Genomic DNA, 24,860 nt, shown 5'->3' on the forward strand with positions numbered 1-24,860 from the left:
ATATCATGCCGGCTCAGATCTTGGCCAGATCAGACCTTGGCCAGATCAGACCTTAGTGTGCGTGACGGCTTCGATGATGCGAAAGGTTTCACCGTCCAGGTCCAGCCGGTCGATGCGCACCGCCTTGTCGGTAAAGGTCAGCATGTTGAAACCGTTGGGTTGGCGGCGGAGGCGCAGGCTGGTCGTGGTCGAGGCGTTGACGAAGATGGTGGTGTGACCGCCTGTCAGCCGGTTTTCGACATAGGCATGGTGTTGATGCCCCGCCAGGACGATGTCGACGCGGGTGTCGTCCAGGCACTTCAACAGGCGGCGGCGGTTGAACAGCGCGACCTGCAGCGGCATTTCCGACGCATTCATGACCGGATGGTGCATAACGAAGACCCGCCACGGCGCCGTCGCGTCGGCATAGGCGTGGCGGATGTCGCGGCACTGGCGCCGGCTGACCGAACCATTGGCCCAGTTCCAGTGGGCCAGAACGCGGCGGGCGGTGTTGATGCCTTTCAGGTGGACCAGGTCGGTCCTCAGTTCAGGTTCCAGGTCCTGGCTGATGAAGCGGCGGTAGCGGCCCCACGGATCGTAGAACCGCTCCAGGTCCATGCCGGGCAGGTCGTGATTGCCGGGAATGCAGAAGACCGGCATTGGCAGCAGATCGAAAAAGGCCTTGGCCTCCTCGAACTCGGAGCAGGTGGCGTCCTGGGTGATGTCGCCGCTGACCACGACCAGGTCGGGTTTGTCGTCATCGAAATGGCGCATCAGGATTTCTGTGACGGGTCGCGACAGCGAACCGAAATGCAGGTCGGAAATATGGGCGATCTTCACGACGACGGCTCCGGTGCGACGGCATAGCGCGTCATATCGGTGGCGTGATTGGCCGCGATATTCAAGCCGCCGGCGAGGATCAATGCGGATGCGACCACGATCAGGAGTTTTACCGGATCGACCTTGCCGGCCGGACGCCACATGTAGAACAGCCCCAGCAAGGCCAGCCAGGCGGAACCGAAGGCCAGGCCGCCGGCGACATCGGAAAACCAGTGGGCGCCGAGATAAAGGCGCGAAATGGCAATCACCCCGACCAGGCCGACGCAGGCGATGACGATGGGGATGCGCCACTTGAAAGGCACTTCGCGCGCCAGGATGATCAGCAGAAAGCCGTAGAGGACGGCATTGGTAGTGCTGTGGCCGCTGGGGAAGGAGAAGACGCTGACCCCGTCATAGTTCAGGTCGCCGGGACGTGCCCTTTGCATGGCCAGCTTGATGGCGGAGTTGATCAGCGATCCACCGCCGATCGCGATCAGCCAGTAGATAAGCACGCGCCACAGGTTCTGGTGAACAAGCCAGACGGCGACCGCGGCCGTTATGGCGACGATAACCCAGGTGTCGCCCAGTTCGGTGACGGCGACCATCAGGTTGTCGAGGGCGGGTGTGCGCAGGCTTTGCAGGCCGTGGAAGGTGGTGGTGTCGATCGCCAGGAAAGGGTCGCCTTCCCAGAAGACCTCTTCCATGACTTCGAAAAACACGCCGGCCATGATAATCAGGATGGCGCCGAAGAAGGCCAGGGCCCGCCATTCCTGTTTCAGGCGTTCGGGTAGGCGTTGCAGAAGATATGTCTTCATTTTGGCACCGAAGGTTCGGCCGGCACCAGCAGCTTGATGGATTTTGGTTTGATGACGAAATCGAGGGGGGTACGCATTTCCTCGACCTCGCCGTCGATGGAGACCAGGTCCTTCTTGTGTTTGCTCCACAAGGTCATGTGTTTGCCGGTCAGCTCTTCGAGGTCGGGGTCCTGCTTCCAGTTGCCGATCAGCAGGCGGGTGAGGAAGCGCAGATGGGCCAGGCGGGTCTTGGTGGTCTGGATGTAGGCCGCCAGTTTGCCGCCGGTCAGGGTGGCGCGCTTGAAGTTGCTTTCGGTGAGCTTGGTGGTGGTCTTGAAGCGGTTGTTGGAGACGACGACGGCGGGCGTGCGGAACTTGCGCATCTTGCCGTCGATCTGGAGGACGACGCGTTCCTGTTTGTGGCGGTCCAGGCTTTCGAAGACGAACCAGAACATGCGCGGCATCAGCAGCAGGCTGCCCTGTTCGCGGTTTTGCTCACGGAAGACCGAGGCTTCGGGCATGGTGCCGACCGAGGCGCAGCACAGGAACAGCTCGCCATTGACATAGCCGGCGTCGACATCCTCTTCGCGGACGCCGGCGGCATAGGCGGCCAGGGCGCTTTGCAGGGTGGTGATGTCGAGATCCTGGGCCAGCAGGTTCATGGTGCCGAAGGGCAGGACGCCGAACGGTTTCTTGCTGTGGGTGCTCAGGTATTTGGCGGTTTCGCGGATGGTGCCGTCACCGCCGCCGATCAGCAGGGGGTCTTTGGCCTTGCTGAACCGTTCGAGATGGGTCTGCATGTCTTCCGGATCGCTGAAACAGAGTTCGGCGACCGGGAGGTTGCTGGTTTCGATGGCGCTTTCGATCGCGGCCTGGCCCATGTTGAGGACCGTGCCCGATTTGGCGTTGATGAGGATGTTGAAGGGGTTTTCCGCCGGCATGATCTTTCGCTAGCCCGCGGCACCGTAAAGATTCAATGGGAGGTGGGCGGCGGATTGAGGCCTGCGGAAAGGGTGCACCATTGTTCTTCCGACAGTTCGTCGATATCGCGCAGGTCGTTTTGCGGAACGGTGAAGATGATCTGTGAATGGCGGGTTTCGAAAGCTGCCTTCAGGGCGGGATATTGGAAGAGCTTTTCGCAATATGCCGTCAGGTCTTCGTTCCAGGCGCGTTCGATGCTGCCCAAGAGGAGGTGGCCGTCACGTTGCAGACGGTTAAGGACATCCGCCTTTTTGCTGGAGTTTTCCAACCGCACAGGATCCACCTCCCGCAGCGAACGAGCGGAAGACAGCTTTATGGCGATAAAGGGTATGCCGGCCACGGATTTTTGCATGGCATTTCCGCTCGTCCCACGCAGCATGACGCCCGACAGGCTGAGGTTGAACTCGGTCTCACTAACGTAGAAGCTGACGCAACGGAACGATGAGAAACCTGCTGCTTCCTCGTGCTGACGCGACATCATGGAAAAATAGTATCGTATTGATCCTAAGCCGGCGCCTTCATACATGAACCGGCGTTCCGGCTGTCTATAGGAATAAAAGTAGGTTTTGAAGCCCGCTCCGTCCCGCGCGATTTCCATGGCTTCCAGAACGTATCGGCCATTTCGGGCACAGTGGGGGCGGATGACCTGATAAATCCCGACAAAGCTCTCGACGTTGCAACCTTTTGCCTGACCTGGAAGGTCCAGGGCGTCCCGAAATTGCTCCAGAGAACAGCGGGTGAGATAGCCGTCGAATTTCCGACCTAACTTGTCCAGAAAATAGGCGTAGAACTTGGTTGCGGTGTCGCCGCGTAGTCCAAGATCTTCCTTTTCCACCCAGTGAGCGACGACCCGGTATTCAATCCCTGCGTCTTGAGCCAGCTGACGCAGGTAGATTTCAATGTCACTGTCACCGAAGCCCAGCTTTTCGGCCATCGCTTTCAGTTTTCCCGGAAAGTTCTTGATCGACATGAACCGGCGTAACCCCGCATTAATGTAAGTTAATGCTATTTAACATTAACCTGTTATTAATGCGCATTTAGCCTGCATTTCGCCCTCACGCAACCGTTAATCATAATCTGTAACTATCCGGGCGCGGATGATCGCCATCCCTTCCCTTACGACCTCTGATCGCGCTTGGCCGCCACGCGAAGACGCAGCGCATTCAGCTTGATGAAACCGGCGGCATCGCGGTGATCGTAGGCCACCTTGCCTTCTTCGAACGTCACAAGGTCCTGGTCGTACAGCGAATAGGGGCTCTCGCGGCCGGTGATGGTCACATTGCCCTTGTACAGCTTCACCGTGACGCGGCCGGTGACCTTGTCCTGCGACCAGTCGATCGCTGCCTGCAGCATCTGACGCTCCGGCGAGAACCAGAAACCGTTATAGACCAGCGAGGCATATTTCGGCATCAGCTCGTCCTTCAGGTGCATGGCGCCGCGGTCCAGCGTGATCGACTCGATGCCGCGGTGCGCCGCCAGAAGGATGGTGCCGCCCGGAGTCTCGTAGACACCGCGCGACTTCATGCCGACGAAGCGGTTTTCGACCAGGTCGAGACGGCCGACGCCGTTGTCGTGACCCAGCTGGTTCAGCTTGGTCAGCAGTTCGGCCGGGGACAGGGCGACGCCGTCGATGGCGACAGGATCACCGCGTTCGAAGTCCATGGTGAAGACAGCCGGGGTGTCCGGCGCAGCTTCCGGCGAAATCGTGCGCTGATAGACAAACTCCGGCGCTTCGACGGCCGGATCTTCCAGCACCTTGCCCTCGGACGACGAGTGGAGCAGGTTGGCGTCGACGCTGAACGGCGCATCGCCGCGCTTGTCCTTGGCGATGGGGATTTGATGCTGTTCGGCGAAACTGATCAGGGCTTCACGCGAGGCGAAGTCCCACTCACGCCACGGCGCGATGACGCGGATGTCGGGCTCCAGGCCGTAATAGCCGAGCTCGAAACGGACCTGGTCGTTGCCCTTGCCGGTGGCGCCGTGGCAGACGGCATCGGCGCCGACCTTGCGGGCGATCTCGATCTGCTTCTTGGCGATCAGCGGACGGGCGATCGAGGTGCCCAGCAGGTACTGGCCTTCATAGACGGTGTTGGCGCGGAACATCGGGAAGACATAGTCGCGGACGAACTCTTCGCGCAGGTCTTCGATGAAGATGTTGTCCGGCTTGATGCCCAGCAGCTCGGCCTTCTTGCGGGCCGGCTCCAATTCCTCGCCCTGGCCCAGGTCGGCGGTGAAGGTGACAACCTCGGCCTGGTACTCGGTCTGCAGCCACTTCAGGATGATCGAGGTGTCGAGACCGCCGGAATAGGCGAGGACGACTTTCTTGACGGGCTTTTCAACGGGAGCGGACATGGGCGGCGTGACCTTAGGTTAAAACGGGCACGCGCGCTTTACGGTCTAAGGTCCGCCATGGCAACCTTAAATGTGACCTAAACGTCGTCACCGACGTCGCACCAGTTCAACCCATCGACCGGGATATTCATAGAGCTGCCGCGATAGGTCACGCGGATGTCGCCGATGAACTTCAGATAGCCGAGGTCGGGTACCCGGCCATCCCGCCGGAGGTGAGGTTCCAGGCGAACACCGGCCTGTTCGTTGATATATACGGGCCACCCGGACGATGTCTCTTCGTCCGTTTCTGTCAGTCGGATCGGTTGGCCGTCGATGCGAATCTCGGCGTGGCTTAAGATGACAACGATAGCTGGTTTGTAGCCACGAGAATCCGGTCTGGCGTTGGCACGATGAAGACTGATGTAACAGTCGCATTCGCAGTGCTGTTCATCCGAAACATCGTAAAGCCGAAACGGTGCCGCCTGGACCGACGACGCCGTCATCAGGAAAACCGCGATACCCGCAAATACCCGTTTCATGGCCACCCCTCCATTGTGTTAACGGAAGATTAGCCTGAAACGGGAATTTGGCAAGGCTCAGACGGTCACCTGGGTCCCCAGCTCGACCACGCGGCCCGGCGGGATGTGGAAGAACTCGGTCGGGTTGGCGGCGTTCTTCATCAGGAAGATGAACAGCTTGTCCTGCCACAGCGGCATGCCCGAATTGGCCGATGGCACGACATTGCGTTTGCCCAGGAAGAAGCTGGTCGCCATGATGTCGAACTTCAGGCCCAGCTTGCGGCACAGGCCCAGGGCGCGCGGCAGGTTAGGGCTTTCCATGAAGCCGTAGCTGAGCGTCACCTTCTTGAAGTCCTCATTGATGACTTCGATGGTGATGCGGTCGCCTTCGGGAACGCGCGGCGACTGGGCCGTCCTGACGGTCAGGATGATGTTCTTCTCATGCAGCACCTTGTTGTGCTTGAGATTGTGCATCAGGGCGACCGGCGCGATATCGGCATCCGAGGTCAGGAAGATGGCGGTGCCGGCGACACGGTGCGGCGGGCGCTTTTTCAGCATCTCGACCAGGTCCATCAACAGGACGCTGTCGCGGCGGGCCTTTTCGGTCAGGGTGCGCGTGCCGGCGGCCCAGGTCAGCATGATCAGCACCAGGACGGCGCCGAAGGCCAGCGGCAGCCACGCGCCGTCGGGAATCTTCAGCAGGTTCGAGGCGATAAAGACCATGTCGATCAGGCCCAGCGGAACCAGCAGCAGGCAGGTCTGGCCCAGGTTCCACTTCCAGATATGGCGGCAGACGAACCAGGCCAGCAGGGTGTCGACGAACATGGCGCCGGTCACCGCGATGCCGTAGGCCGAGGCAAGGACCGACGAGCCCAGGGCGTCAGCGTCTTCTGCGAGTCTCGCCTGAGCGATCAGGCTGGCGCCCATCAACAAGATAAGAACACCGATCAGCAGGAAGGTGTTGACTGACGGGACATAGATCTGGCCGGCCTGGGTTTCGGAGGTGCGCCGAATCTCGATACGCGGCAGCAGACCAAGCTGAACGGCCTGCTGCGTCAGGGAGAAGGCGCCGGTGATCACCGCTTGCGAGGCGATGACGGTGGCGATGGTCGCCAGGACCAGGATCGGCCAGTAGGCCATTTCCGGCACCATGTTCCAGAACGGATTTTCGCCCGTCGTGTGATCATTCAGGATCATGGCGCCCTGGCCGAGATAATTCAGCGCCAGGCAGGGGAAGACCAGGATCACCCACGACATCTGGATCGGCTTCTTGCCGAAATGGCCCATGTCGGCATACAGCGCCTCGGCGCCGGTGACGCACAGGAAAACACTGCCCAGGATGATGAAGCCGGCGAGTTGTTCTTCCATCAGGAAGCGGATACCGTACCAGGGGTTAATGGCGTAAAAGATGCGCAGATCATCAGCCAGATGGACTGCACCCAAACCGCCCAGGGCCAGGAACCATACTACGGTGATCGGACCGAAGAACTTGGCGACCTTACCCGTGCCCTTGGCCTGCACCATGAACAGGGCAACCAGGATGCCGGCGGCGATGGGCAGCAGGTAGGGGTCCAGACGGCCGGCCAGGCCCGGCGCATCCTTCAGGCCCTCGACGGCCGAAAGCACAGAGATGGCCGGGGTGATGATGCCGTCGCCGTAGAACAGGGCGGCGCCGCAGATACCCAGGAAATAGACCAGCGGCGAATAGCGGCCCAGGGCCTTCTGGGCCAGGGCCATCAGGGCCAGGGTGCCGCCTTCGCCCTTGTTGTCGGCGCGCATGAAGAAGGTGACGTACTTGATCGTCACGAACAGCGTCATGGTCCACAGCACCAGCGACACGACGCCCAGGACGGCGTGTTCCGGATTCACATCCCCGCGGGCATGGTGCAGGGCTTCGCGCATGGCGTACAGCGGCGAGGTGCCGATATCGCCGAAGACGACGCCGATCGAGCCGACGGCCAGGGCGATAAAGCCTTCCTTGCCGTGGCCATGGCTGGCGACCGCTTCGGTTTCGCTGGTTGTATGGAGGGTGGCGGATGTCGCGCCACTGGTGTCCGCATTTGCGGACGTGGCTGAAGACGGCGAGGAGGCCGTGGATTCAGCAGGGGTGTCCCCAGTCATTCATACTCTCCTGAGGGCAATAAACACACACGTCACAGGTGGCGGCCCTCGTTTGAACGTCGGGCTCTTACGCCTATTTATTGTCACATTCAATGGGATTCGGCGGGTCTATCTTGCACTGCACCGTAAGTTTGCGGCAAAGTGCATGACAACATGGTATTTTTATTTTCAGAGGCTCAGAAGGTAGTCCCAGAGGGCGAGTGGGCTGAGACTATGAACCGGGCGGATTTTCGCGTATCAAAGTGCTGACATGTCCGATAGCCAAAGATTTCCCGTAGCTGCCCACACCCTGGCCTACCTGGCCCACCGGAACGCCTTTTCGCGTGACGCCGCCGTGTCGTCGTCGGTGCTGGCCGCCTCGATTCCGACCAATCCGGTGGTCATCCGCCGCATGACGACTCAGTTGGCCAAGGCCGGACTGGTCGCCACCTGCTCCGGCGTGGCCGGCGGCGCCTGGCTGCTGAAACGGCCGGAGGACATCCGCCTGGATGAGGTTTTGCGCGCGGTCAATGGGTGCGCTCACCTCGGCAGCGCGCCGATCGGCGCCGAAGGCTGTCCGGTCAGCCAGGCCATCCCCAAGGCGGTCAACAGCGCCATGCAACTGGCCAATCAGGCGGCCTGCGAAGCGTTGGCGACAGTGACCGTGGCCGATCTGCTGCGCCATGTCGGCCAGACCGCGCCCCAGGGCGAAAAGATACCGGCCTGATCTGCTTGATTTGTTAGCAATTATCGTGTTTCCCTCCGGCTAATATCAGCCGTCATGAAGAATGACGGGTGATAATGGTCGCGAGGTTTCTTTTGGCACGCCGTCTGGTTCTGATCACGGGAGCGTCTTCGGGCATCGGCCTGGCGTTTGCGCGCACCTATGCCGCTAACGGCTGGGACGTGGCAGTGACCGCGCGCCGGGCGGAACGGCTCGAAAAGCTGGTCGAAGAGATCCGTTTGCGTTTCGGTGTCGAGGCCTATGGGTTGCCCGCCGATTTGTCGGACCCGGCCGCCCCGGGCGTGCTGCAGGAAGGTATCCTGGCGCTGGGCCGGACCGTCGACGGCCTGGTCAATAATGCCGGCTATGGCCAGCCGGGCGGCTTTGTCGGCAATCCGTGGGAAGCGCACCGCGCCTTCATGCAGGTGATGATGCTGGCGCCGATGGAACTGACCCATCGCTTTCTGCCGGGGATGATCGAGCAGAAGTTTGGCCGGGTGGTCAATGTCTCGTCCCTGGCCGGTTTCCTGCCGGCCTCGCCGGGCGATACCGTCTATGGGCCGGTCAAGACCTTCCTGACGCGGTTCTCGCAAAGCCTGCACCTGGAGGTGCGCGATCATGGGGTGCATGTCTCCGCCCTGTGCCCGGGCTGGACCTGGTCGGAATTCCACGACGTCATCGGCACGCGGTCGAAATTGTCGAAGTCGATTCCGGAATGGTGGTGGATGGGCGCCGATGAGGTTGCGCGCGAAGGCTATCAGGCTTGCGAGGCCAATCGCGCGGCCTGCGTGCCGGGGGCGCCGAACAAGACGGTGTCGGCTCTGCTGAAGGTTTTGCCTGACGACTGGGTGATGGAGGTGGTTTCGGGTCATCTCAGCAAGATTCACCGCTAAGAAATGGGTGATGCTGGCCTGCAAAGTGCCGTTTTCTGCGCTTCCGGTGCTCACGTACTTGAGTACGCTCCGCTCCGGTTCTCGAAACCAGCCCTTTTCGGCTCAGCCTGACCCATTTCAACCGCGCCAAGGCGTTTTCAGCAAGTGCTCACAGCGCCCTCATGCCGCTCAGCGTTGAGCGTGCCAAGGTGAAGCCTCATTTTAAGGAGGCAAGACCATGACCGAGATCAAAACGACGAAACGCGCAAACCGCTGGAGTTTCGCCATGTGGGGCGGGGCGGGGGCATTGCTGCTGCTGCCCCTTATCGCCATGCAGTTCACCCGCGAAGTCCAATGGACCGTGTCCGACTTCGCCTTTATGGGGGCACTGCTGGCCACGGCCTGCGGGATTTATGAACTGGCGGCGCGGTTGCAGGGCAACGGGTCTTATAAGGCCGGCGTTGCTGTGGCGGTGGTCGGCGCCTTCCTGTTGATCTGGGTCAATCTGGCGGTCGGTATTTTGGGGTCGGAAAACAATCCGGCCAACCTGATGTTCGGCGGCGTTCTGCTGGTGGCGATGGTTGGTTCGCTTCTTGTCTGGTTTCGCCCTGTCGGTATGGCGGTGGTCATGGGACTGACGGCGCTGGCCCAGACGGTGGTCGTGGTGATCGGCCTGGCCCAGGGCTATTCCGATGTCTTGCTGACCGGGTTCTGGATCGTGCTGTGGTTGGTTGCGGCGGGGCTGTTCGCCCAGGCGGCGCGCCAACGGAAGGTCGTTCAGAGCCAGGCTTGAGACGGCTACGCGTGGGGAAGGGATCGTAAAGGGGTTGTCCACAGATAAGCCAGATAAGTCAGATGGACAGCGTTTGAGGTCGTGGACCGCGCTCAAACCCGAGGCGGATAATGACGCGCAAAGCGCGTCGGAAGATAGACCCACCGCGCAGTCCTTTGCCGACTTGCCACCGTTCTTCGCGTCTTCGCGTCTTCGCGTGAAATTTCTTACCAGCGTTGCCCGCCACTTCGCACGAGGAAGAATTGTTTCACGCGAAGACGCGAAGACGCGAAGAAAAGGAAGCCTGCAATGGCTCGGTAACGCTATCCATCTGGCTTATCTGGCTTATCTGTGGACAACCCTTTGCGGAGATTTCCGTCGAACGCAGGCGGGTCAGAACAACTTCTGAACCGGCAGCAGGAACAGGTTGGCCGTCAGCCGGCCTGTCGCCGGGTCTTCGCTCAGCGGCACACCGTCGATCAGGGCCGAATGCAGGGCGTTGCTGCGGTACAGGACCAGCCGGTTGAAGGCTGCCGGCACCCAGTCGATCAACTCGAAATACGGCGTGTCCGCCGAGACGTGGCGGGTCAGGCCGCTACCGCCGGCTTCCAGTTCTTCGGAGACCGTAGCGACATAGTGGGTGCGTTGTTCCGGGGTCACCGCTTCGTAACCTGTGGCGCGATGACGGAAGAAACCCGTACCGCCGCCGGGCTCACACAGGTAATGCACGCTGGCCAGGCGATTGTGCTCCGGCGTGTCCTGGTGCGGAATCTTCTGGACGGGCTCCAGGGCTTCCGGCCCCAGGGTGGCCAGGGCCAGGAAGCCGAACTGGGTCATGCGCAGTTTCTCGGGTATCTCGAACACCGTGGTCATCAGGTGGCGCAGGGCCGGGACCACGGTTGCGGCGTAGGTGTCTGGCAGGGGGGCATTCAGCCCGGGATAGCGGGTATGTTTCGGCCGTTCGAACACTGACGTCCGGGCCGCTTCGACCAGGACCTCGGGGTTGGTGAAGACGTCGTCGATGATCACCACCGGCTGCTGTTCGCGGCCGATGCGGCGGATTTCCAGGCGCGCGGCGGTGTTCAGGTTCAGGGTCATATCGGCCATGACCCCGTCTTAACCCAAGGCCGGCCGCTTAGGAAGGCGACCGCACCGTGAAGGTCGCGACCGCCGGTTTCAGTCCATCCGATACAGCCTTCAAGGTCGCCTGACCCGGTTCGCCGGTCGATTGGACAATCACCTGGGCCCAGCCGTTGAAGACGCTTCGCTGCCAGGGCGCGGCCGGCGTGGTGATGCGCAGGGTGCCCCATTTGGTGGCGCCGACCGACCGGTCGTACATACCCTGGACCCCGCCCTGGGGTGTCGTGAAGACATAGGTCAGGCTGTTGCTGTCTTTCAGAGTTGCCGCATCGAGTTCGACCACCAGCGCACCGTCGATCGTTTTCGGCGTCACGGCCTGGCCGTTGACATAGACGGTCTGGCCGTCGGCCAGGGCGTCGATGAACAGCACGGCAACGTCACCCGGCGCCATGTCAGGTCTGGCGAACTGGCCGCGCAGCACCAGGCCTTTGGTCGCCGGTGGCTGGGCCTCGGGCGGCAGCCACTGGGTCGGGTCGCGCCATGTCGACGTATCGGCGGTGGCGGAGACCGCTGGGCCACCGTCAAGGCTGTCCAGGGCCAGGGACCGCCATTCGGACAGGGCGTGGAAGGCATGGCGCTCGGCCGGCCGGTCGGCTTCGTGCGAGCCGGGATCGCCATTGCCGACACCGATGATGCGGATCGGGCCAGTGGTTTCGAAGCTCACACCGTTGCGGGCGATAGGAATGATGCGCCCGGCCTTGTCGGTGACATTGACCCAGACGACGGAGATATCCGTGCCGTCGGCCTTCAGGGCGGTGGTGTCGGGTGTCAGGGTGAGGGTGGCGGGTGCGCCGGTGGTGACGACCTCGTTCGAGGCGACCAGCTTGCCGTCCAGGTAGGATTTGGCGGTCAGCTTGCCCGGCTTGTACGGCACGCTCCATTGCAGGTGCGAGTCCTTGACCAGGGTCTGGCGGCCCAGCGACTTGCCGTCCTGGAACAGTTCGACGGCGTCGCCGTTGCTGTAGACCCGGACATCGATCGCCACGCCTTCGCGCCCGGCCCAGTTCCAGTGCGGCAGGATATGGACCATGGGTTGCTGCGTCCACACGGATTTGAGGTAGTAAGCGGTGTCCTTGAGCACGCCGGTGGTGTCGGTCATGCCGAACTGCGACGAAACCGCCGGCCAGCCGAAGGGCGTGGTCTCGCCGCGATAGTCGAAACCGGTCCAGATCACCATGCCCGACATCCACGGCCGGTCCTGGACCCGGCGCCAGCCTTCCTCGATGCTGAGGCTGTTGCCCGGCCGGCCCTGGCGGTCATAGGCATTGAGATGCGAGGCGGCGCGGTCGTCGACATAGATGCCGCGCGTGGTCAGGGTCGAACCTTCTTCGGACATCAGGGCCGGTTTTTCAGGATGGGCGCGATGGAAGCCATCGACATCGTGCTGGGCGCCGTAGTTGAAGCCGATGACATCCGCCGCCAGCGACACGCCCTGGCCTGAGCCGCTGGTCGCCACGGTGGTGCGACGGGTGGGGTCCAGCCGCCTGACGTCGTCCTGCATCTCGGTGGCCAGGTGCGTGCCCAGCGGGCTCCATTCCAGCGCCCATTCCTCATTGCCGACCGACCACAGGATGACGCTGGGGTGGTTGCGGTCGCGGCGGATCATCCGTTCCATCTGGCCGCGGATCTCGGGCGTGGTGCCCATCATGCGGTGCTCGTCGATGACCAGCATGCCCTGGCGGTCGGCTTCGTCCAGCAGTTCCGGCGTCGGCGGATGGTGTGAGGCGCGGTAGGTGTTGACGCCGTAGGATTTGAGCTGTTTTACGCGCCAGGCCTGAAGGCCGTCGGGCAGGGCGACGCCGACCCCGGCATGGTCCTGGTGGTTGTTGGTGCCTTGCAGTTTCAGGTTCTTGCCGTTGAGGAAGAAGCCCTTGTCCGGATCGAAGACGACGGTGCGGATGCCAAAGGTCGTGTCATAGCTGTCGCGGACCACGCCGTTTTTTATGATCGTCGTCCGCAAACGATAGAGGTGCGGCGTTTCCAGCGACCACAGTTGCGCCTGGTCGACGGCGAGGGTTGAGGTGAAGTCGCCGTCAGTGACCGCCTTGACCGTCAGGTTGGCGGTTTCGCCTTCCGCAACTTTGCGGCCGTCGGGGGCAAAGACCTCCTGGCGGATCGCAAAGGTCTCGCCGGTCTTGCCGTCGTTCTGTACCGTGACATCGATGTCGAGCCTGGCCTTGGCGCCGTCGACCGTGGTGCGGACGAAGGTGCCCCACTGGGCGACGTGCAGAGGGTCTGTCCGGGTCAGCCAGACGTGGCGATAGATGCCGGCGCCTTCGTAAAACCAGCCCTCTTCGGTGGTGGCGTCGGCGCGGACGGCGATGACATTGCGGCCGCCATAGTTGAGATAGTCGGTGATGTCGTAGCGGAAGCCAGAATAGCCGCTGGGTTCGGTGCCGATATAGTGGCCGTTCACCCAGACGACGCTGTCGCGATAGACGCCGTCAAATTCCAGGGCGATGCGCCGGCCTTTGTCGGCGGCCGGGATGTCGATGACCTTGCGGTACCAGCCGACGCTGTTTTCGGGGAAGGGATGGCCAATGGCCTTGGAGCCGTGATTGGTGTTGCCGCGGCCGTCGAAGGGCAGTTCGACCGCCCAGTCGTGCGGCAGATCGACCTGGCGCCAGGCGGTGTCGCTGAAATCGGGGTTGGCCGGGCCGTCGCCAAAGCCGGCCTTGGCAAAGAAGAAGGGGCGCAGGCCGTGGCGGAAGTCCTTTTCGGCGTCATCGGCGTGGCCGTAGGCAAAACGCCAGTCCTTGTCGATATTGACCCGTTCGCGTGTTGCGGTGGGGGAGGTCTGGACCGTTTCGGCGGCGATGGCCTGTGGGGCCGTCAGGTTGGCAGCCAGGATCAGGGCGGCGGCTGCCGCCATTAGCAAAGGTTTCACGCCGTATCTCCTCTTTTTGCCGATTTTGTATGATAATTTGAAGCGGTGGGCAAGGCGGTTTGGCGGCACTTATTTAAGACGGCTGCGGTGGGGTGAGGCGATCCTGGGCGTTGGCCAAACTAGACCCGTCGCGGCGTCTATGACGCGCACGCAGTTTTCAAATCTGACCATTTTGTCCTGATGCAAGACTCGCGAGACAGTCTAGACTGACATGGTCGCGACATCCGCGTCGTCGAAAATGATCGCCGCAGCACCCGGGATTCCCACCATTCGGAATTTTTGCGGCACAAAAAGCCCTGTTACCGGAAAACACCGGGTCGTTGCGATTTTTGATAGGGATCAAGGCGCCAACGACAAAATTCTTGACATTTTTTGACCGCCTTGCCAAAGGTTGTTCTGTCAGAAAATGACAACCTTGTCATACTGTGAGGGCAGGTCAGGGTGGTGGCCTTTCGGGTCACGTAAGACAAAGAAACTCAAGATTCAGGGACGACCATACGTATGACTTCAAGATTTTCAGGAAAGGGCTGCTGACGGGCGCTTAACCCTTAGTACACGCGCGTTGATGACAGCGCTGTCATTGGGAGTGGACTTTGTACGCGGCTCGGCGATTCCGATCTTTGTGACACCACCATTTTTGTCGAGATCACTGCGCCCCCCCTCCACACAGTGCGGACAACATCTCTGTCTATCGCAACGGTTCGAACGTGACCGGAACATCGAAGCCCATCCGTACCCCTTCGGTGATTCCAAGCCTTACGCGTTCCAGAACCCGTTCTACCACGCTCTACCACCGGCATCCGAGCCACCGGGCAAGCGTTTTGACTTCGCATGGTTCAGGCGTCTGGACCAAGCACCCTGAACATGGTTTCGCGACCATGTCTGACGGGGCGTCTTCGTAGTTTCGCACGAAGCCGCGCCCTTCTTCCCCAACTGGCTGTTTCGGCTCAACCGAAACCACGTCTTGTCTCCCTCAAAAACCTGGTTACGGTGTTTGAGGGAGACCTTTTCCTTCATCTGGTTCCTTCATCTGGAAGAGAAAACGGATCGCGGTGCCGGCATGACCGTGCGGTCCGAAGAAGCTGCCCAATCTTGTCGATATTCGGTTCCCGACGGCATAGGCGTGATGCCGCCGCGTGGTAATCTGATGGCGGACAAACTAAAAGTGGATAGCCTCATTCGGCTTTTGGATGAGGTCGGGCCGCCATTGGAACAATTTGTGAAGACCCTTCCGACCCACGGGAATTTCCTGAAATCCTTCTGTCCCGCGCCGGAACCCGTTTAATTTATTCGCAAAAGTATACGGTAACCCTTTGTTGGAGATTTTCCGACACATTGCACCGCGATGAAAAATACTGAAAAGGCGTGGACTTGCTCGCCGAAAAGGTGTGAACTTATTGCGAAACGCTCGCAGATCAGACGGGCGGGCACTGTTGCATAGGGTACTAGCGTAATGATCGACGAGCCGCTTCCGGTCGTCAAACCCAAGGTTCGCCTCAAGATGGCGGACGTGGCGCGCCTCGCCGGCGTGTCCGTCTCCTCCGTCTCGCGCGCCCTGGCTGACAGCCCCCTGATCCCCAAGGAACTGCGCGAACGTATTCAGACGATCGCGCGGGAAAACGGCTATGTCGTCAATCAGGCGGCCCGGAACCTGCGTCTGCAGACGACCCAGACGGTCGGCCTGATCCTGCCCATGGGGCCGCAAACCGACGAACAACTCACCGACTCCTTCCTGCTGGAAATGATCGGCGCCCTGGCCGACGAGGTGGTGCGGCGCGGTTATGACCTGCTGCTGTCCAAGGTGTCCGCCACCTCCGAAGGCTGGCTGTTCGACCTGACCCATTCCCATCGCTTCGACGGCCTGCTGGTGCTGGGCCAGAGCGATCAGCACGCCGCCATGCAGGCGGTCGGCGCCGAATACCCCTCCATGGTGGTGTGGGGCGAAAAGATGCCCGGCCAGACCTATGCCTCGGTCGGTGTCGACAACGTTCTGGGCGGGCGGCTGGCGTCGCGTCACATGGTAGCCGGCGGTTGCCGCGATATCCTGTTTGTCGGCCCGTCGGGCGTCCCCGAAGCCGATGCCCGCTATTCCGGCTATGCCCAGGGCCTGGCCAGCACGACCTGCAAGGCCGGCCCGGGGGTGCGGATCGATTGCCAGTACAGCTTCGACTCTGCCCTGACCGCGGTGCGCGAGGTGATTTCGCGCAAGCAGGCTTTCGACGGTCTGTTCTGCGCCTCGGACATCATTGCCCAGGGGGCGCTGGCCGCGCTGGCCGAAGCCGGCCTGAAGGTGCCGGACGATGTGGCGGTGTGCGGCTTCGACGATATCGGCCTGGCGCGCAGCCTGTCGCCCGGCCTGACCACGGTGCGCCAGGACCGGATGGCCGGTGCCCGGCACATGGTGGATATCCTGTTCCGGCGGCTGAACGGCGAAATGGCGCCGTCGGTGCAGATCGGCGCCGAACTGGTGGTGCGAGGCTCGACGCGGAAGGTCTGAGGCCTGCGCGAAACGCCGTCACGCTTCCCCCGCGACGATATGTCCGGCGCGCCGCCACCCCTTTTACCGTTTTTTGTTTCGCCAAATTAAGACCTTCGCGCTAGAACCGATCGCATGAGCGAGACAGCCACTTCACCGTTCGGTTTCAAGGACGTCGATGCCCGCGATAAGGTGTCGATGGTTCACGGCGTGTTCAAAAGCGTCGCCTCCAGCTATGACCTGATGAACGACGTCATGTCCGGCGGCATCCACCACCTGTGGAAGGACGCGGCCTGCGCCCGTCTCAACCCGCAACCGGGCGAAGTCATCCTGGACGTGGCCGGCGGCACCGGCGACATCGCCCGCCGCCTGGCCAAGCTGGCCCGCGCCGCCAAGACCCGCCGCGCCGCCCGCGGCAATCCGGCGACCGACGCCGATATCCGCATCATCGACTATAACGATGCCATGATCATGGCCGGGCGTGAAAAGTCCGAACGCCTGAAGCTCCACGAACCGGAAATCTCGTGGTCGGTCGGCGACGCCATGCACCTGGCCCTGCCCGACGACGCGGCCGACGCCTATATCATCAGCTTCGGCATCCGCAACGTGGCCGACGTCCAGGCCGCCCTCTTTGAGGCCAAGCGCGTGCTGAAACCCGGCGGGCGCTTCTTCTGCCTCGAATTCTCGCACCCGAAATCGTCGGTGATCAACAAGGTCTACGAGACCTACAGCTTCAAGGTCATTCCCTTCATGGGCCAGATGATCGCCCATGACCGCGACAGCTACCAATACCTGGTCGAAAGCATCAAACGCTTCCCCGACCAGGAGACCTTCAGACAGATGATGGTCCGCGCCGGTTTCGACCGCGTCAGCTATTCCAACTTCTCCGGCGGCATCTGCGCCCTGCATGAAGGCCGCGCCTGACCGTGGCTTCGCTGGACTCCTGGGCACGTCTGATCCGGACCGGCATGATCCTGCTGCGCCACGACGCGTTGCTGCCCAGGGAAACCGAACACCTCCTGCCGCCGATCCCGCGCTTCCTGGCCGGTGTTCTGCGCGCCATCTTCGCCAAGAAAACAAAAGAACGCGCCGGCGAACGCTACGCCAAGGCCTTTCACGACCTGGGCCCGGCCTTCATCAAGCTGGGCCAGATTCTGTCAACGCGCGGCGATATTTTCGGCGAACGCTTCACCCGCGACCTGGCCCATCTGAAGGACCGCCTGCCGCCCTTCCCCAAGGCCGTCGCCGAAGCCACCATTCTTGAGTCCCTCGGCGCACCGCCCCAGGAAATCTTCGCCGAGTTCGGCGATGTCATCGGCTCGGCCTCGATCGCCCAGGCGCACGAGGCCGTGATGAAGGACGGCCGCAAGGTCGCGGTCAAGATCCTGCGGCCGAACATCGAACGCATCATCGCCGCCGATGTCGCCATGCTGACCCTGGGCGCCGGGATTATCGCCTTCTTCTTCCCGTCGGCCAAGCGTCTGGAACCGGAGGCCTTCGTCGCCACCGTGGCAACCTCGCTGCTGCTGGAGCTGGACCTGCGTCTGGAGGCCTCGGCCGCCGATGAACTGGGCCAGATCATCAACGCCGAACCGTGGATGAAGGCGCCCAAGATCGTGTGGCACCACGTCTCACGCCGCGTCCTGGTCATCGAATGGGCCGACGGCATCCCCTTGAGCCGCCCGGAAGCCCTGGAACTGCCCGGGCTCGACAAGAAAGAAACGGCCGACAACCTGATCCGCGCCTTCTTGAGCCAGGCCCTGGACCACGGCGTCTTCCATGCCGACCTGCACGAGGGCAACCTGTTCGTCGCTGCGCCGGCCAAGCTGACCGCCATCGATTTCGGCATTATCGGCCGGCTGCGCCCCAAGGAGCGGCGCTATCTGGCCGAAATGCTGTGGGGCTTCCTGCGCCGCGACTACAAGCGTGTCGCCGAGGTCCATTTCGAGGCCGGCTACGTTCCGGCGCACCAGAATGTCGACAGCTTCGCCCAGGCCCTGCGCGCCGTTGGCGAGCCCGTCCTGGGCCGCCAGGCGACCGAAGTCTCCATGGGCCGCCTGCTGTCGCAATTGTTCGAAATTACCGCCCAGTTCGAGATGCACCTGCGCCCCGAACTGGTGCTGCTGCAAAAAACCATGGTCAGCGTCGAAGGCGTGGCCCGCCGCATCTATCCCGAACATAACCTGTGGGAAGCTGCCCGTCCGGTCGTCCGCGCCTGGATCTCGCGCGAACTGTCGCCGGTGGTCGAGGCCCGCCGCCTGTTCGAGCGCATCGTCCACAAGCTGCGCCTGGATGACGAGGGCGAACGGCCAAACACCGCAGCCCTCGAACTGGCGCAACTGCGCCTGGTCGCCCAGCAAGGCCGCACCTTCGGCCTGATCGCCCTGATCGTCTCGGTGATTTCGCTGGGCGTGATTATCTGGATGGCGGTGCGTTAGCCGATTCCGGCCGCGGCTTCGATGTCCGCCTTGACCCGCTCCGCCGTGGTCCTGAGCCGTTTCGCGGGCAACTCCAGCACCTTGCCCGACCGCAGGACCAGGTCCAGGCCATATCGGGTATCGCCAAACTCCAGCAAGATCCGTCGCAGCCTGACCTGAGCGATCTCACGAATGGACCAGGCTTCGCGGCGGCGACCGTTCAGGGATACGATATCGCAGGTGACCGAGTCCTCGCTCACGGTCCAGGTCGTGTCCATCTTAAACAGCGAGCGCAGCATCAGCCAAACGCCGGCAATCGGGATAAAAAGAAAAAAGGAAAAAATCCGGGTCCGGAAATAGGGGTTATAGTGGAACTCACCCGGGATATTATGGGGCCAGAACAGGACTTCAAAATCCCCTGCCAGCACGTGCGACAGAAAGTAATCCACCCGTCCGGGATAGACCATGTTGTAGATGAACGGCGCGGCAAAACACAGCACCGCAAAACCTGCATCCGTCAGGCGCTGCTGCGTCATGTATTTGGTCCGCTCGACATTAGGCAGTTCACTCATCATTGCCCCCCTTAGGATCGCGGCCCAGCTTGCGGTCGGACTCGATCTGTTTCTGTTTCTGCCAGTAGGCGGCGCCATTGTCCGGCCGGAACATGGTCCGCGGCGCGCCCTGTTTGGTCATCACCGCAAAGACATTGCCCTTCGGATCGTAGAACAAGGTGTCGCCGTTGTTGCGTTTCAGGGTCTGGGTGCCCTTGGGCGGACTGTGAATAAAGCCGTGCACCTTGCCCACCCAGTCCTGGTAAGAGGCGGCAGCGAACTCGGCGCCGTGCTTTTCATAATGATAGGTGGCGTTTTCATAGGCCGAGTATTTGCGGTTCTTCGACCACAGCGGCCAGTCGCCATAGCGGGTTTCGGTAATGGCGACTTTACCGGCCTTGGTCGTTTCCGCTTCGGCCACCGGCTGATCGATCACCGCCATCGACGCCTGGGCAACAGCCTCCGGTTCGGCTTTTTGCTCAGCCCAGACCGGTGCCTTCTTCTCCTTGACGACCACGGTCTCGCCGCCGCCATCGGGCAGCACCGCTGACGGCCCGGCATCGCAGCCCGCCGTCACAGCCATGACAACCAAAGCCAGTAATGTGCGCCCGAACCAGTGCATGCCTTGCCCCCTTGCCTCGTCCTTCCCAACTATGGCACAAGGCGCCGCGCCAGAAAAGGAGCTACCCGTGAGCGAACCCCGAGTCCTCCTGATCATCGGCGGCGGCATAGCCGCCTACAAATCACTTGAACTGATCCGGCTGCTGCGCAAGGGCGGCATCCAGGTCCGCGTCGTCCTGACCAAAGCCGCCGAACAGTTCGTCACGCCGCTGACTGTCGGTGCCCTCAGCAACGACAAGGTCCACCAGGACCTGTTCGACCTGACCACCGAAGCCGAGATGGGTCACATCACCCTGTCGCGCCAGGCCAACCTGGTCGTCGTCGCACCGGCGACCGCCGACCTGATGGCGAAACTGGCCCACGGCCAGGCCAACGACCTGGCCTCGACGCTGTTGCTGGCCACCGACAAGAAGGTGCTGATGGCGCCGGCGATGAATGTCCGCATGTGGCACCATCCGGCAACCCAGCGTAATCTCGAGACCCTGAAAAGCGACGGCGTCGAATTCATCGGCCCCGATGAAGGTGACATGGCCTGTGGCGAGTTCGGCCTGGGCCGGATGAGCGAACCCGACGCCATCTACGCCGCCATCCGGTCGCAGCTGGGTCCGCGCGAAGGGCCGCTGAACGGCCGCAGGATCGTCGTCACCGCCGGCCCGACCTTTGAGCCGCTGGACCCCGTGCGCGGTCTGACCAACCGCAGCTCCGGCCGCCAGGGTTATGCCATCGCCGAAGCCCTGGCCCGTCAAGGGGCAGATGTCACGCTGATTTCCGGCCCGGTCGCCTTGCCTGCGCCCGGTGGTGTCCGCCGCATCGATGTCGAAACCGCAGAGCAGATGCTGGAGGCCTCGCTCAACGCCTTGCCGTGCGACGTGTTTGTCGCGGTGGCCGCCGTCGCCGACTGGCGTCCCAAGCACGCCGCCAGCGAAAAGCAGAAAAAGGGCCCTGATGCCGAGCTCAGCGTCACCTTCGTCAAGAACCCCGACATCCTGGAAACCGTGTCGAAACATCTCGACCTGCGGCCCAAGCTGGTGATCGGTTTCGCTGCCGAAACCAATGATCTTCAGGCCTATGCCAAGGCCAAGCTGGCCTCGAAGGGCTGTGACGCCATCCTGGCCAATGACGTGTCGGACGATGTCTTCGGCTCGGCGAAGAACCAGGTCAGCCTGGCCGATCTGGACGGTTTCAACACCATTCCGGGCACCACCAAGGCCGATGTCGCCAACTTCCTGGCGCAATATATCCACAAGCGTCTGGGCTGACGGTCTGTAGCGCGCGGCGGATTCGTGCAAATGAACGGGTGAAAAGGAGCCGTCATGACCGCTGAAACCACCGCTTTCGTCCAGCAACTGGCGCACGCCGCCGATCTGCCGCTGCCGGCCTATGAGACCGAAGGTTCGGCCGGCCTGGACCTGCGCGCCGCCATTCCGGCCGATGCGTCGGTGACCCTGAAGCCGCTGGGCCGCGCGCTGATCCCGACGGGCCTGAAGGTCGCCGTGCCGCAGGGCTATGAGGTCCAGGTCCGCCCGCGTTCCGGCCTGGCTTTGAAGTTCGGCATTACCTGCCTGAATTCGCCGGGCACGATCGACAGCGATTATCGCGGCGAGGTCGGGGTGATCCTGGTCAATCTCGGCAGCGAAGACTTTGTCATCAACCGTGGTGACCGTATCGCCCAGATGGTGGTGGCCCAGCACGCCCGCATCGTGTGGGATGTGCAGGCGTCGCTTGACGCCACGGCACGCGGCGAGGGCGGTTTTGGCTCCACCGGTCGAGGATAATTCGTCCAAAAGGCGAAATTGTAATCGCCCGCTGACACGCAAGTGTGATCACATAACCACATTATGTCACTAGGCTGTTGCATCGAAGCAGGTCAGCCTGGCTTGGCGCGTTTAACGTATCGAATCTTGATGCGGCCACACGCCAGATGCCAGAACGCACGCTGAACCGGCCCGAAGGCTTTTCAGATTTGGTGGCCGCTATTGAAGGCGGCAGGAGGGCATACGGTTATGAGTGATAATCTCGGCGGTGACGCTATTCAGTTCGGCTTCGCCCTTTGGGATGCCGCCAAGGCCAGCGTGATTGGCCTCAACCCCATCCCCGTCCTGATCACCAGCGCCTTTTTCGGCATCGTCCAGCCCCAGCGCGGCTGGTACATCGTCAAGGCCCTGATCGCCCTGGTTCCCGCCGTGCTCATCACCGCCTTGTGGCCGGTGACATCGGGCTATACGCCGATCTGGCCGGACGTCACGCAAATGGAAACCCAGATTCAGCTCTTTACGATGCTGATCATTGCCTGGCTGGTCATTCGGCTGCTGTATCTGGTCAAGGCCACGCTTTCGCTCGGCGCCCGCGAACCCGAAGCCCGCACCAACGGCCATTGATTCTTTTTGACAATTTTCGCAAATCGGCCGTTTCTGTCGCCTAAGGCGCTAAAACGTATCGCTTCTTTACGCCCCGCAGCCGCTTTTTTGCCGAATTCGACCTGAATATAGTTAACGGCGCGTACCCTCCTGCCCAATTCTCCTGCCATGTGTTTTTGAGACCAGACAAGGGACCAGCTCAATGAACGATATCTGGAATTTCTTCCTAGACCTCAGCGACGGCCTGAACGCGGCGCTCAACGGCGTCAATCCGCTGCCGGTTCTGATCATTGCCATCCTGATTGGCTTCTTCCAGCCCAAGCCCGACCGTTACCTGCTCAAGGCCACCCTGGCTGTGGTTGCTGCCTTCGCCATCCAGGCCGTGTGGCCGGCGCTGCTGGGCCGCCCGATGAACTTCCCGGACTTCCGCCGGCTGCAATCCATCGTCCAGCTCTTTATCCTGCTGGTCATTGGCTACGGCACGATCGGCCTGCTGGGCTCTTTGAAAACAGCCCTCAAGTTCGAAGGCAAAAAGGCCTGAAGCCTTTAACCATCAACGAAAAGGCCCGCCGGTGAGGCGGGCCTTTTTTGTTTTTGCTTACCGCCCCAGCACCTGGTTCTGCAGGGCAAACAGCTCGCTCGTCCCTTTCAGCGCCAGATCGTACAGCGTATCGAACTCCTGACGGCTGAATCCGCGCTTTTCGCCGGTGGCCTGGATCTCGACGGCATGACCCGTACCGGTAATGACGAAGTTGGCATCGGTCTCGGCGTTGGAATCTTCGTCATAATCCAGATCCAGCACCGGGACGGCTTCGAAGATGCCGCACGAAATGGCAGCCACCTGATCGAGGATCGGCGATTTCTCGATAACCTTGTCCGCCACCAGCTTGTCACAGGCGGCCGCCAGGGCCACCCAGGCGCCGGTGATCGATGCCGTCCGCGTCCCGCCATCGGCCTGCAAGACGTCGCAATCCAGGGTAATCTGACGCTCCCCCAGAGCCTTCAAATCGATGACGGCGCGCATCGAACGGCCGATCAAGCGCTGGATTTCCTGGGTCCGGCCCGACTGCTTGCCGGCGGCAGCTTCACGGCGCGACCGCGTATGGGTCGAACGCGGCAGCATGCCGTATTCCGCCGTCACCCAGCCCTGGCCCTTACCCTTCAGGAAGGACGGCACGCCGGTCTCGACCGAGGCCGTCACCAGCACGCGCGTATGACCGAAGGTCACCAGGCAGGAGCCCTCGGCATAGCGCGTCACACCCGTTTCCAGGGTGACATTACGCATCTGGTCGGGCTTGCGGTTGGACGGACGGATGGTCTTGAGCGCAACCAGCGCATCGAACTGGGACATGGAATAACCTCGTGAAAGCGCGCCTGCCCTAACAGGTCGCAGGCCCCATGCAAACTCTTTTTAGAACTGACGCGGCTTGTCCTGGGCGTTGGGCGGCGGAGAACTGCGTTCGCGTTGCGCCACCGTGCATTCCGGATTGGCGCATACCCAACTCTCGCTGCCGCGTTTGCCGGTCCGTTCGCCGTTGTCGATAACCTTGTCGGCGGGCACATAGACCATGCCGTCGATCCCGGTGCCGCGCGCAGGCGACTCCTGCTCAGCCAGAACCGGCATGGGCGCCGTCGCCTCGTTATAGGCCAGGTCGGCACAGGAACAGACTCCCAGACTGGAAACCACAACAAACAAAGCGATTAATTTTTTGCCGTTCATACCCATGTATCCGGAAAAGCCATGGCAGCTATAAACGCCGCCTCCAGGGCAAAGCTCATACAGAAGGCAATCAGCGGAACCCCAACCCAGATCTTGGCCTTCAGCGGCTTGAGGCGGAAAGCCAGATAAGCCGAAACCATAAGTTGCACGACCAAGAATCCGATCCAGATCGCTTGAGGACCGCTCAACTTCCCGCGCATTAAACCGGCAACGCCAACAAAAAGTTCGCACGCAAGAACGGGCACAAGAAACCATAGTGCACCGACTTTACGCAACACGGCGGCGGCAAGGCAACCCACCACAAGGGCAATAACCCCAATGGCCGGAACCAGCAGCAACAGCTGGGCATCCAACCGGGATAGTCCCTGCCATGCCTGACCGAAGAACCAGGTTGGTAAGGCCAACATAAGCCAGACAGCGTTTCCCATGGTTAGTCCCCCCTAAGATAAGTCTCAGCTGCCCCCCAGGCGGCCCTGTTCCTGATTCAGCGGCGTACGCGTCGTATAGACCGGCGTCGTGGTTTTGCACTTGGCGTCGGCGCAGGCAAAGCCACGATGTTCATCGTCGCGCTCTATGGTTTGCGCCACGCGCGACGCCGGCCGGATCAACCCGGCGCGGGTGTCGTAAACCTGCTTCCCGTCCGAAGTCTGTAACGGCTGATAGGCCGCCGCCTGCGACGGCTGCGGGCCATAGGGTTGTTCCGGTGCGTCGCTATTCAGAGCGGCGGCAAGCAAGGCGGCTTCCAGCATGATCTTCCCTCCCAAGGTGATCCTATCAACTTCCAACTTTATGGCGAATTAA

At 61.7% G+C, this 24,860-nt stretch carries 26 protein-coding genes; 11 read left to right on the forward strand and 15 right to left on the reverse strand.

Features of this window, described 5'->3' with window-relative positions:
* Positions 1-45: 45 nt before the first annotated feature.
* From ABAC460_RS33830 to ABAC460_RS33860, 7 genes are all read right to left on the reverse strand, one after another.
* The gene (locus ABAC460_RS33830; protein WP_023453099.1) at positions 46-819 is read right to left on the reverse strand and encodes a metallophosphoesterase family protein; all 774 of its coding nucleotides are present in this window, start codon (positions 817-819) and stop codon (positions 46-48) included.
* Positions 816-1,613 (reverse strand): phosphatase PAP2 family protein, encoded by a 798-nt coding sequence (locus ABAC460_RS33835; protein ID WP_023453100.1) that lies wholly within the window; start codon positions 1,611-1,613, stop codon positions 816-818. The genes ABAC460_RS33830 and ABAC460_RS33835 overlap by 4 nt, the downstream gene beginning before the upstream one ends.
* Complete coding sequence (locus ABAC460_RS33840; RefSeq protein WP_023453101.1) at positions 1,610-2,533, reverse strand: diacylglycerol/lipid kinase family protein; 924 nt, start codon at positions 2,531-2,533, stop codon at positions 1,610-1,612. Before ABAC460_RS33840 ends, ABAC460_RS33835 begins: the two co-directional genes overlap by 4 nt.
* A gap of 32 nt (positions 2,534-2,565) precedes the next feature.
* Positions 2,566-3,543, reverse strand: coding sequence for a hypothetical protein (locus tag ABAC460_RS33845; RefSeq protein ID WP_023453102.1), 978 nt, complete (start codon positions 3,541-3,543; stop codon positions 2,566-2,568).
* Positions 3,544-3,689: 146 nt separating this feature from the next.
* Positions 3,690-4,925, reverse strand: coding sequence for an argininosuccinate synthase (locus ABAC460_RS33850; RefSeq protein WP_023453103.1), 1,236 nt, complete (start codon positions 4,923-4,925; stop codon positions 3,690-3,692).
* Positions 4,926-5,002: 77 nt separating this feature from the next.
* Complete coding sequence (locus ABAC460_RS33855; protein ID WP_023453104.1) at positions 5,003-5,443, reverse strand: hypothetical protein; 441 nt, start codon at positions 5,441-5,443, stop codon at positions 5,003-5,005.
* A 57-nt stretch (positions 5,444-5,500) separates the two neighbouring features.
* Positions 5,501-7,543: a potassium transporter Kup gene (locus tag ABAC460_RS33860; protein ID WP_023453105.1), complete on the reverse strand. Its 2,043-nt coding sequence runs from the start codon at positions 7,541-7,543 to the stop codon at positions 5,501-5,503.
* Between the two features lie 250 nt (positions 7,544-7,793).
* Here ABAC460_RS33860 and ABAC460_RS33865 point away from each other — a divergent pair, with 250 nt between their 5' ends.
* From ABAC460_RS33865 to ABAC460_RS33875, 3 genes are all read left to right on the forward strand, one after another.
* The gene (locus ABAC460_RS33865; RefSeq protein WP_023453106.1) at positions 7,794-8,249 is read left to right on the forward strand and encodes an Rrf2 family transcriptional regulator; all 456 of its coding nucleotides are present in this window, start codon (positions 7,794-7,796) and stop codon (positions 8,247-8,249) included.
* Between the two features lie 92 nt (positions 8,250-8,341).
* A complete protein-coding gene (locus tag ABAC460_RS33870) occupies positions 8,342-9,139 on the forward strand; it encodes an SDR family NAD(P)-dependent oxidoreductase (RefSeq protein WP_031236670.1) in 798 nt (265 codons plus the stop codon).
* A gap of 217 nt (positions 9,140-9,356) precedes the next feature.
* On the forward strand, positions 9,357-9,911 hold the full coding sequence (locus tag ABAC460_RS33875) for a hypothetical protein (protein ID WP_023453108.1): 555 nt from the start codon (positions 9,357-9,359) through the stop codon (positions 9,909-9,911).
* A 372-nt stretch (positions 9,912-10,283) separates the two neighbouring features.
* Here ABAC460_RS33875 and ABAC460_RS33880 read toward each other — a convergent pair whose 3' ends face one another.
* Both ABAC460_RS33880 and galA read right to left on the reverse strand, forming a co-directional pair.
* On the reverse strand, positions 10,284-10,997 hold the full coding sequence (locus tag ABAC460_RS33880; protein ID WP_023453109.1) for a DUF6445 family protein: 714 nt from the start codon (positions 10,995-10,997) through the stop codon (positions 10,284-10,286).
* A 28-nt stretch (positions 10,998-11,025) separates the two neighbouring features.
* Entirely contained in the window at positions 11,026-13,917 is a 2,892-nt protein-coding gene (galA, locus tag ABAC460_RS33885; protein ID WP_031236672.1) for a beta-galactosidase GalA, read from the reverse strand.
* A gap of 994 nt (positions 13,918-14,911) precedes the next feature.
* On the opposite strand from galA, the gene ABAC460_RS0124415 reads away from it, so the two are divergent.
* The 4 genes from ABAC460_RS0124415 (at position 14,912) to ubiB (ending at position 18,831) form a co-directional block, all read left to right on the forward strand.
* Positions 14,912-15,202 (forward strand): hypothetical protein, encoded by a 291-nt coding sequence (locus ABAC460_RS0124415; protein WP_031236673.1) that lies wholly within the window; start codon positions 14,912-14,914, stop codon positions 15,200-15,202.
* A gap of 168 nt (positions 15,203-15,370) precedes the next feature.
* Positions 15,371-16,414: a LacI family DNA-binding transcriptional regulator gene (locus tag ABAC460_RS33890; RefSeq protein WP_023453111.1), complete on the forward strand. Its 1,044-nt coding sequence runs from the start codon at positions 15,371-15,373 to the stop codon at positions 16,412-16,414.
* Between the two features lie 114 nt (positions 16,415-16,528).
* Positions 16,529-17,317 carry a class I SAM-dependent methyltransferase gene (locus ABAC460_RS33895; RefSeq protein ID WP_023453112.1) on the forward strand — a complete coding sequence of 263 codons (789 nt, stop codon included), beginning with the start codon at positions 16,529-16,531 and terminating at the stop codon, positions 17,315-17,317.
* Between the two features lie 2 nt (positions 17,318-17,319).
* Complete coding sequence (gene ubiB / locus ABAC460_RS33900) at positions 17,320-18,831, forward strand: 2-polyprenylphenol 6-hydroxylase (RefSeq protein ID WP_023453113.1); 1,512 nt, start codon at positions 17,320-17,322, stop codon at positions 18,829-18,831.
* Here ubiB and ABAC460_RS33905 read toward each other — a convergent pair.
* Together ABAC460_RS33905 and ABAC460_RS33910 are read right to left on the reverse strand one after the other, a co-directional pair.
* Positions 18,828-19,385 carry a hypothetical protein gene (locus tag ABAC460_RS33905; RefSeq protein ID WP_155914614.1) on the reverse strand — a complete coding sequence of 186 codons (558 nt, stop codon included), beginning with the start codon at positions 19,383-19,385 and terminating at the stop codon, positions 18,828-18,830. The genes ubiB and ABAC460_RS33905 overlap by 4 nt on opposite strands.
* Positions 19,375-19,983 carry a hypothetical protein gene (locus ABAC460_RS33910; RefSeq protein WP_023453115.1) on the reverse strand — a complete coding sequence of 203 codons (609 nt, stop codon included), beginning with the start codon at positions 19,981-19,983 and terminating at the stop codon, positions 19,375-19,377. Before ABAC460_RS33910 ends, ABAC460_RS33905 begins: the two co-directional genes overlap by 11 nt.
* Before the next feature lie 67 nt (positions 19,984-20,050).
* Between ABAC460_RS33910 and coaBC the strand changes: the two genes are divergently transcribed.
* From coaBC to ABAC460_RS33930, 4 genes are all read left to right on the forward strand, one after another.
* Positions 20,051-21,241, forward strand: a complete 1,191-nt coding sequence (gene coaBC, locus ABAC460_RS33915) for a bifunctional phosphopantothenoylcysteine decarboxylase/phosphopantothenate--cysteine ligase CoaBC (RefSeq protein ID WP_023453116.1) — start codon at positions 20,051-20,053, stop codon at positions 21,239-21,241.
* Between the two features lie 54 nt (positions 21,242-21,295).
* Positions 21,296-21,757, forward strand: a complete 462-nt coding sequence (gene dut, locus ABAC460_RS33920) for a dUTP diphosphatase (RefSeq protein ID WP_023453117.1) — start codon at positions 21,296-21,298, stop codon at positions 21,755-21,757.
* Positions 21,758-21,985: 228 nt separating this feature from the next.
* On the forward strand, positions 21,986-22,360 hold the full coding sequence (locus ABAC460_RS33925) for a hypothetical protein (RefSeq protein ID WP_023453118.1): 375 nt from the start codon (positions 21,986-21,988) through the stop codon (positions 22,358-22,360).
* Between the two features lie 181 nt (positions 22,361-22,541).
* Positions 22,542-22,880, forward strand: a complete 339-nt coding sequence (locus ABAC460_RS33930; RefSeq protein WP_023453119.1) for a hypothetical protein — start codon at positions 22,542-22,544, stop codon at positions 22,878-22,880.
* 57 nt (positions 22,881-22,937) lie between these two features.
* Here ABAC460_RS33930 and rph read toward each other — a convergent pair whose 3' ends face one another.
* The 4 genes from rph to ABAC460_RS33950 all read right to left on the reverse strand — a co-directional run bounded on the left by rph (position 22,938) and on the right by ABAC460_RS33950 (position 24,808).
* Entirely contained in the window at positions 22,938-23,654 is a 717-nt protein-coding gene (rph, locus tag ABAC460_RS33935; protein WP_031236675.1) for a ribonuclease PH, read from the reverse strand.
* Between the two features lie 96 nt (positions 23,655-23,750).
* Complete coding sequence (locus ABAC460_RS33940) at positions 23,751-24,059, reverse strand: hypothetical protein (RefSeq protein WP_023453121.1); 309 nt, start codon at positions 24,057-24,059, stop codon at positions 23,751-23,753.
* The gene (locus ABAC460_RS33945) at positions 24,056-24,487 is read right to left on the reverse strand and encodes a hypothetical protein (protein ID WP_023453122.1); all 432 of its coding nucleotides are present in this window, start codon (positions 24,485-24,487) and stop codon (positions 24,056-24,058) included. Before ABAC460_RS33945 ends, ABAC460_RS33940 begins: the two co-directional genes overlap by 4 nt.
* A gap of 24 nt (positions 24,488-24,511) precedes the next feature.
* Complete coding sequence (locus tag ABAC460_RS33950) at positions 24,512-24,808, reverse strand: hypothetical protein (RefSeq protein ID WP_023453123.1); 297 nt, start codon at positions 24,806-24,808, stop codon at positions 24,512-24,514.
* Positions 24,809-24,860: the final 52 nt, after the last annotated feature.

It is taken from the genome of Asticcacaulis sp. AC460 (genome assembly GCF_000495795.1).
In the GTDB taxonomy this organism is placed as follows: Bacteria; Pseudomonadota; Alphaproteobacteria; order Caulobacterales; family Caulobacteraceae; genus Asticcacaulis.

What these genes read in the sequence shown, in the direction of transcription:
- ABAC460_RS33835 (WP_023453100.1), bottom strand. Translation starts at nt 1,613, where the DNA reads ATGAAGACATATCTTCTGCAACGCCTACCCGAACGCCTGAAACAGGAA.
- ABAC460_RS33840 (WP_023453101.1), bottom strand. Translation starts at nt 2,533, where the DNA reads ATGCCGGCGGAAAACCCCTTCAACATCCTCATCAACGCCAAATCGGGC.
- ABAC460_RS33845 (WP_023453102.1), bottom strand. Translation starts at nt 3,543, where the DNA reads ATGTCGATCAAGAACTTTCCGGGAAAACTGAAAGCGATGGCCGAAAAG.
- ABAC460_RS33850 (WP_023453103.1), bottom strand. Translation starts at nt 4,925, where the DNA reads ATGTCCGCTCCCGTTGAAAAGCCCGTCAAGAAAGTCGTCCTCGCCTAT.
- ABAC460_RS33855 (WP_023453104.1), bottom strand. Translation starts at nt 5,443, where the DNA reads ATGAAACGGGTATTTGCGGGTATCGCGGTTTTCCTGATGACGGCGTCG.
- ABAC460_RS33860 (WP_023453105.1), bottom strand. Translation starts at nt 7,543, where the DNA reads ATGACTGGGGACACCCCTGCTGAATCCACGGCCTCCTCGCCGTCTTCA.
- ABAC460_RS33865 (WP_023453106.1), top strand. Translation starts at nt 7,794, where the DNA reads ATGTCCGATAGCCAAAGATTTCCCGTAGCTGCCCACACCCTGGCCTAC.
- ABAC460_RS33875 (WP_023453108.1), top strand. Translation starts at nt 9,357, where the DNA reads ATGACCGAGATCAAAACGACGAAACGCGCAAACCGCTGGAGTTTCGCC.
- ABAC460_RS33880 (WP_023453109.1), bottom strand. Translation starts at nt 10,997, where the DNA reads ATGGCCGATATGACCCTGAACCTGAACACCGCCGCGCGCCTGGAAATC.
- ABAC460_RS33890 (WP_023453111.1), top strand. Translation starts at nt 15,371, where the DNA reads ATGATCGACGAGCCGCTTCCGGTCGTCAAACCCAAGGTTCGCCTCAAG.
- ABAC460_RS33895 (WP_023453112.1), top strand. Translation starts at nt 16,529, where the DNA reads ATGAGCGAGACAGCCACTTCACCGTTCGGTTTCAAGGACGTCGATGCC.
- ABAC460_RS33905 (WP_155914614.1), bottom strand. Translation starts at nt 19,385, where the DNA reads ATGATGAGTGAACTGCCTAATGTCGAGCGGACCAAATACATGACGCAG.
- ABAC460_RS33910 (WP_023453115.1), bottom strand. Translation starts at nt 19,983, where the DNA reads ATGCACTGGTTCGGGCGCACATTACTGGCTTTGGTTGTCATGGCTGTG.
- dut (WP_023453117.1), top strand. Translation starts at nt 21,296, where the DNA reads ATGACCGCTGAAACCACCGCTTTCGTCCAGCAACTGGCGCACGCCGCC.
- ABAC460_RS33925 (WP_023453118.1), top strand. Translation starts at nt 21,986, where the DNA reads ATGAGTGATAATCTCGGCGGTGACGCTATTCAGTTCGGCTTCGCCCTT.
- ABAC460_RS33930 (WP_023453119.1), top strand. Translation starts at nt 22,542, where the DNA reads ATGAACGATATCTGGAATTTCTTCCTAGACCTCAGCGACGGCCTGAAC.
- ABAC460_RS33940 (WP_023453121.1), bottom strand. Translation starts at nt 24,059, where the DNA reads ATGAACGGCAAAAAATTAATCGCTTTGTTTGTTGTGGTTTCCAGTCTG.
- ABAC460_RS33945 (WP_023453122.1), bottom strand. Translation starts at nt 24,487, where the DNA reads ATGGGAAACGCTGTCTGGCTTATGTTGGCCTTACCAACCTGGTTCTTC.
- ABAC460_RS33950 (WP_023453123.1), bottom strand. Translation starts at nt 24,808, where the DNA reads ATGCTGGAAGCCGCCTTGCTTGCCGCCGCTCTGAATAGCGACGCACCG.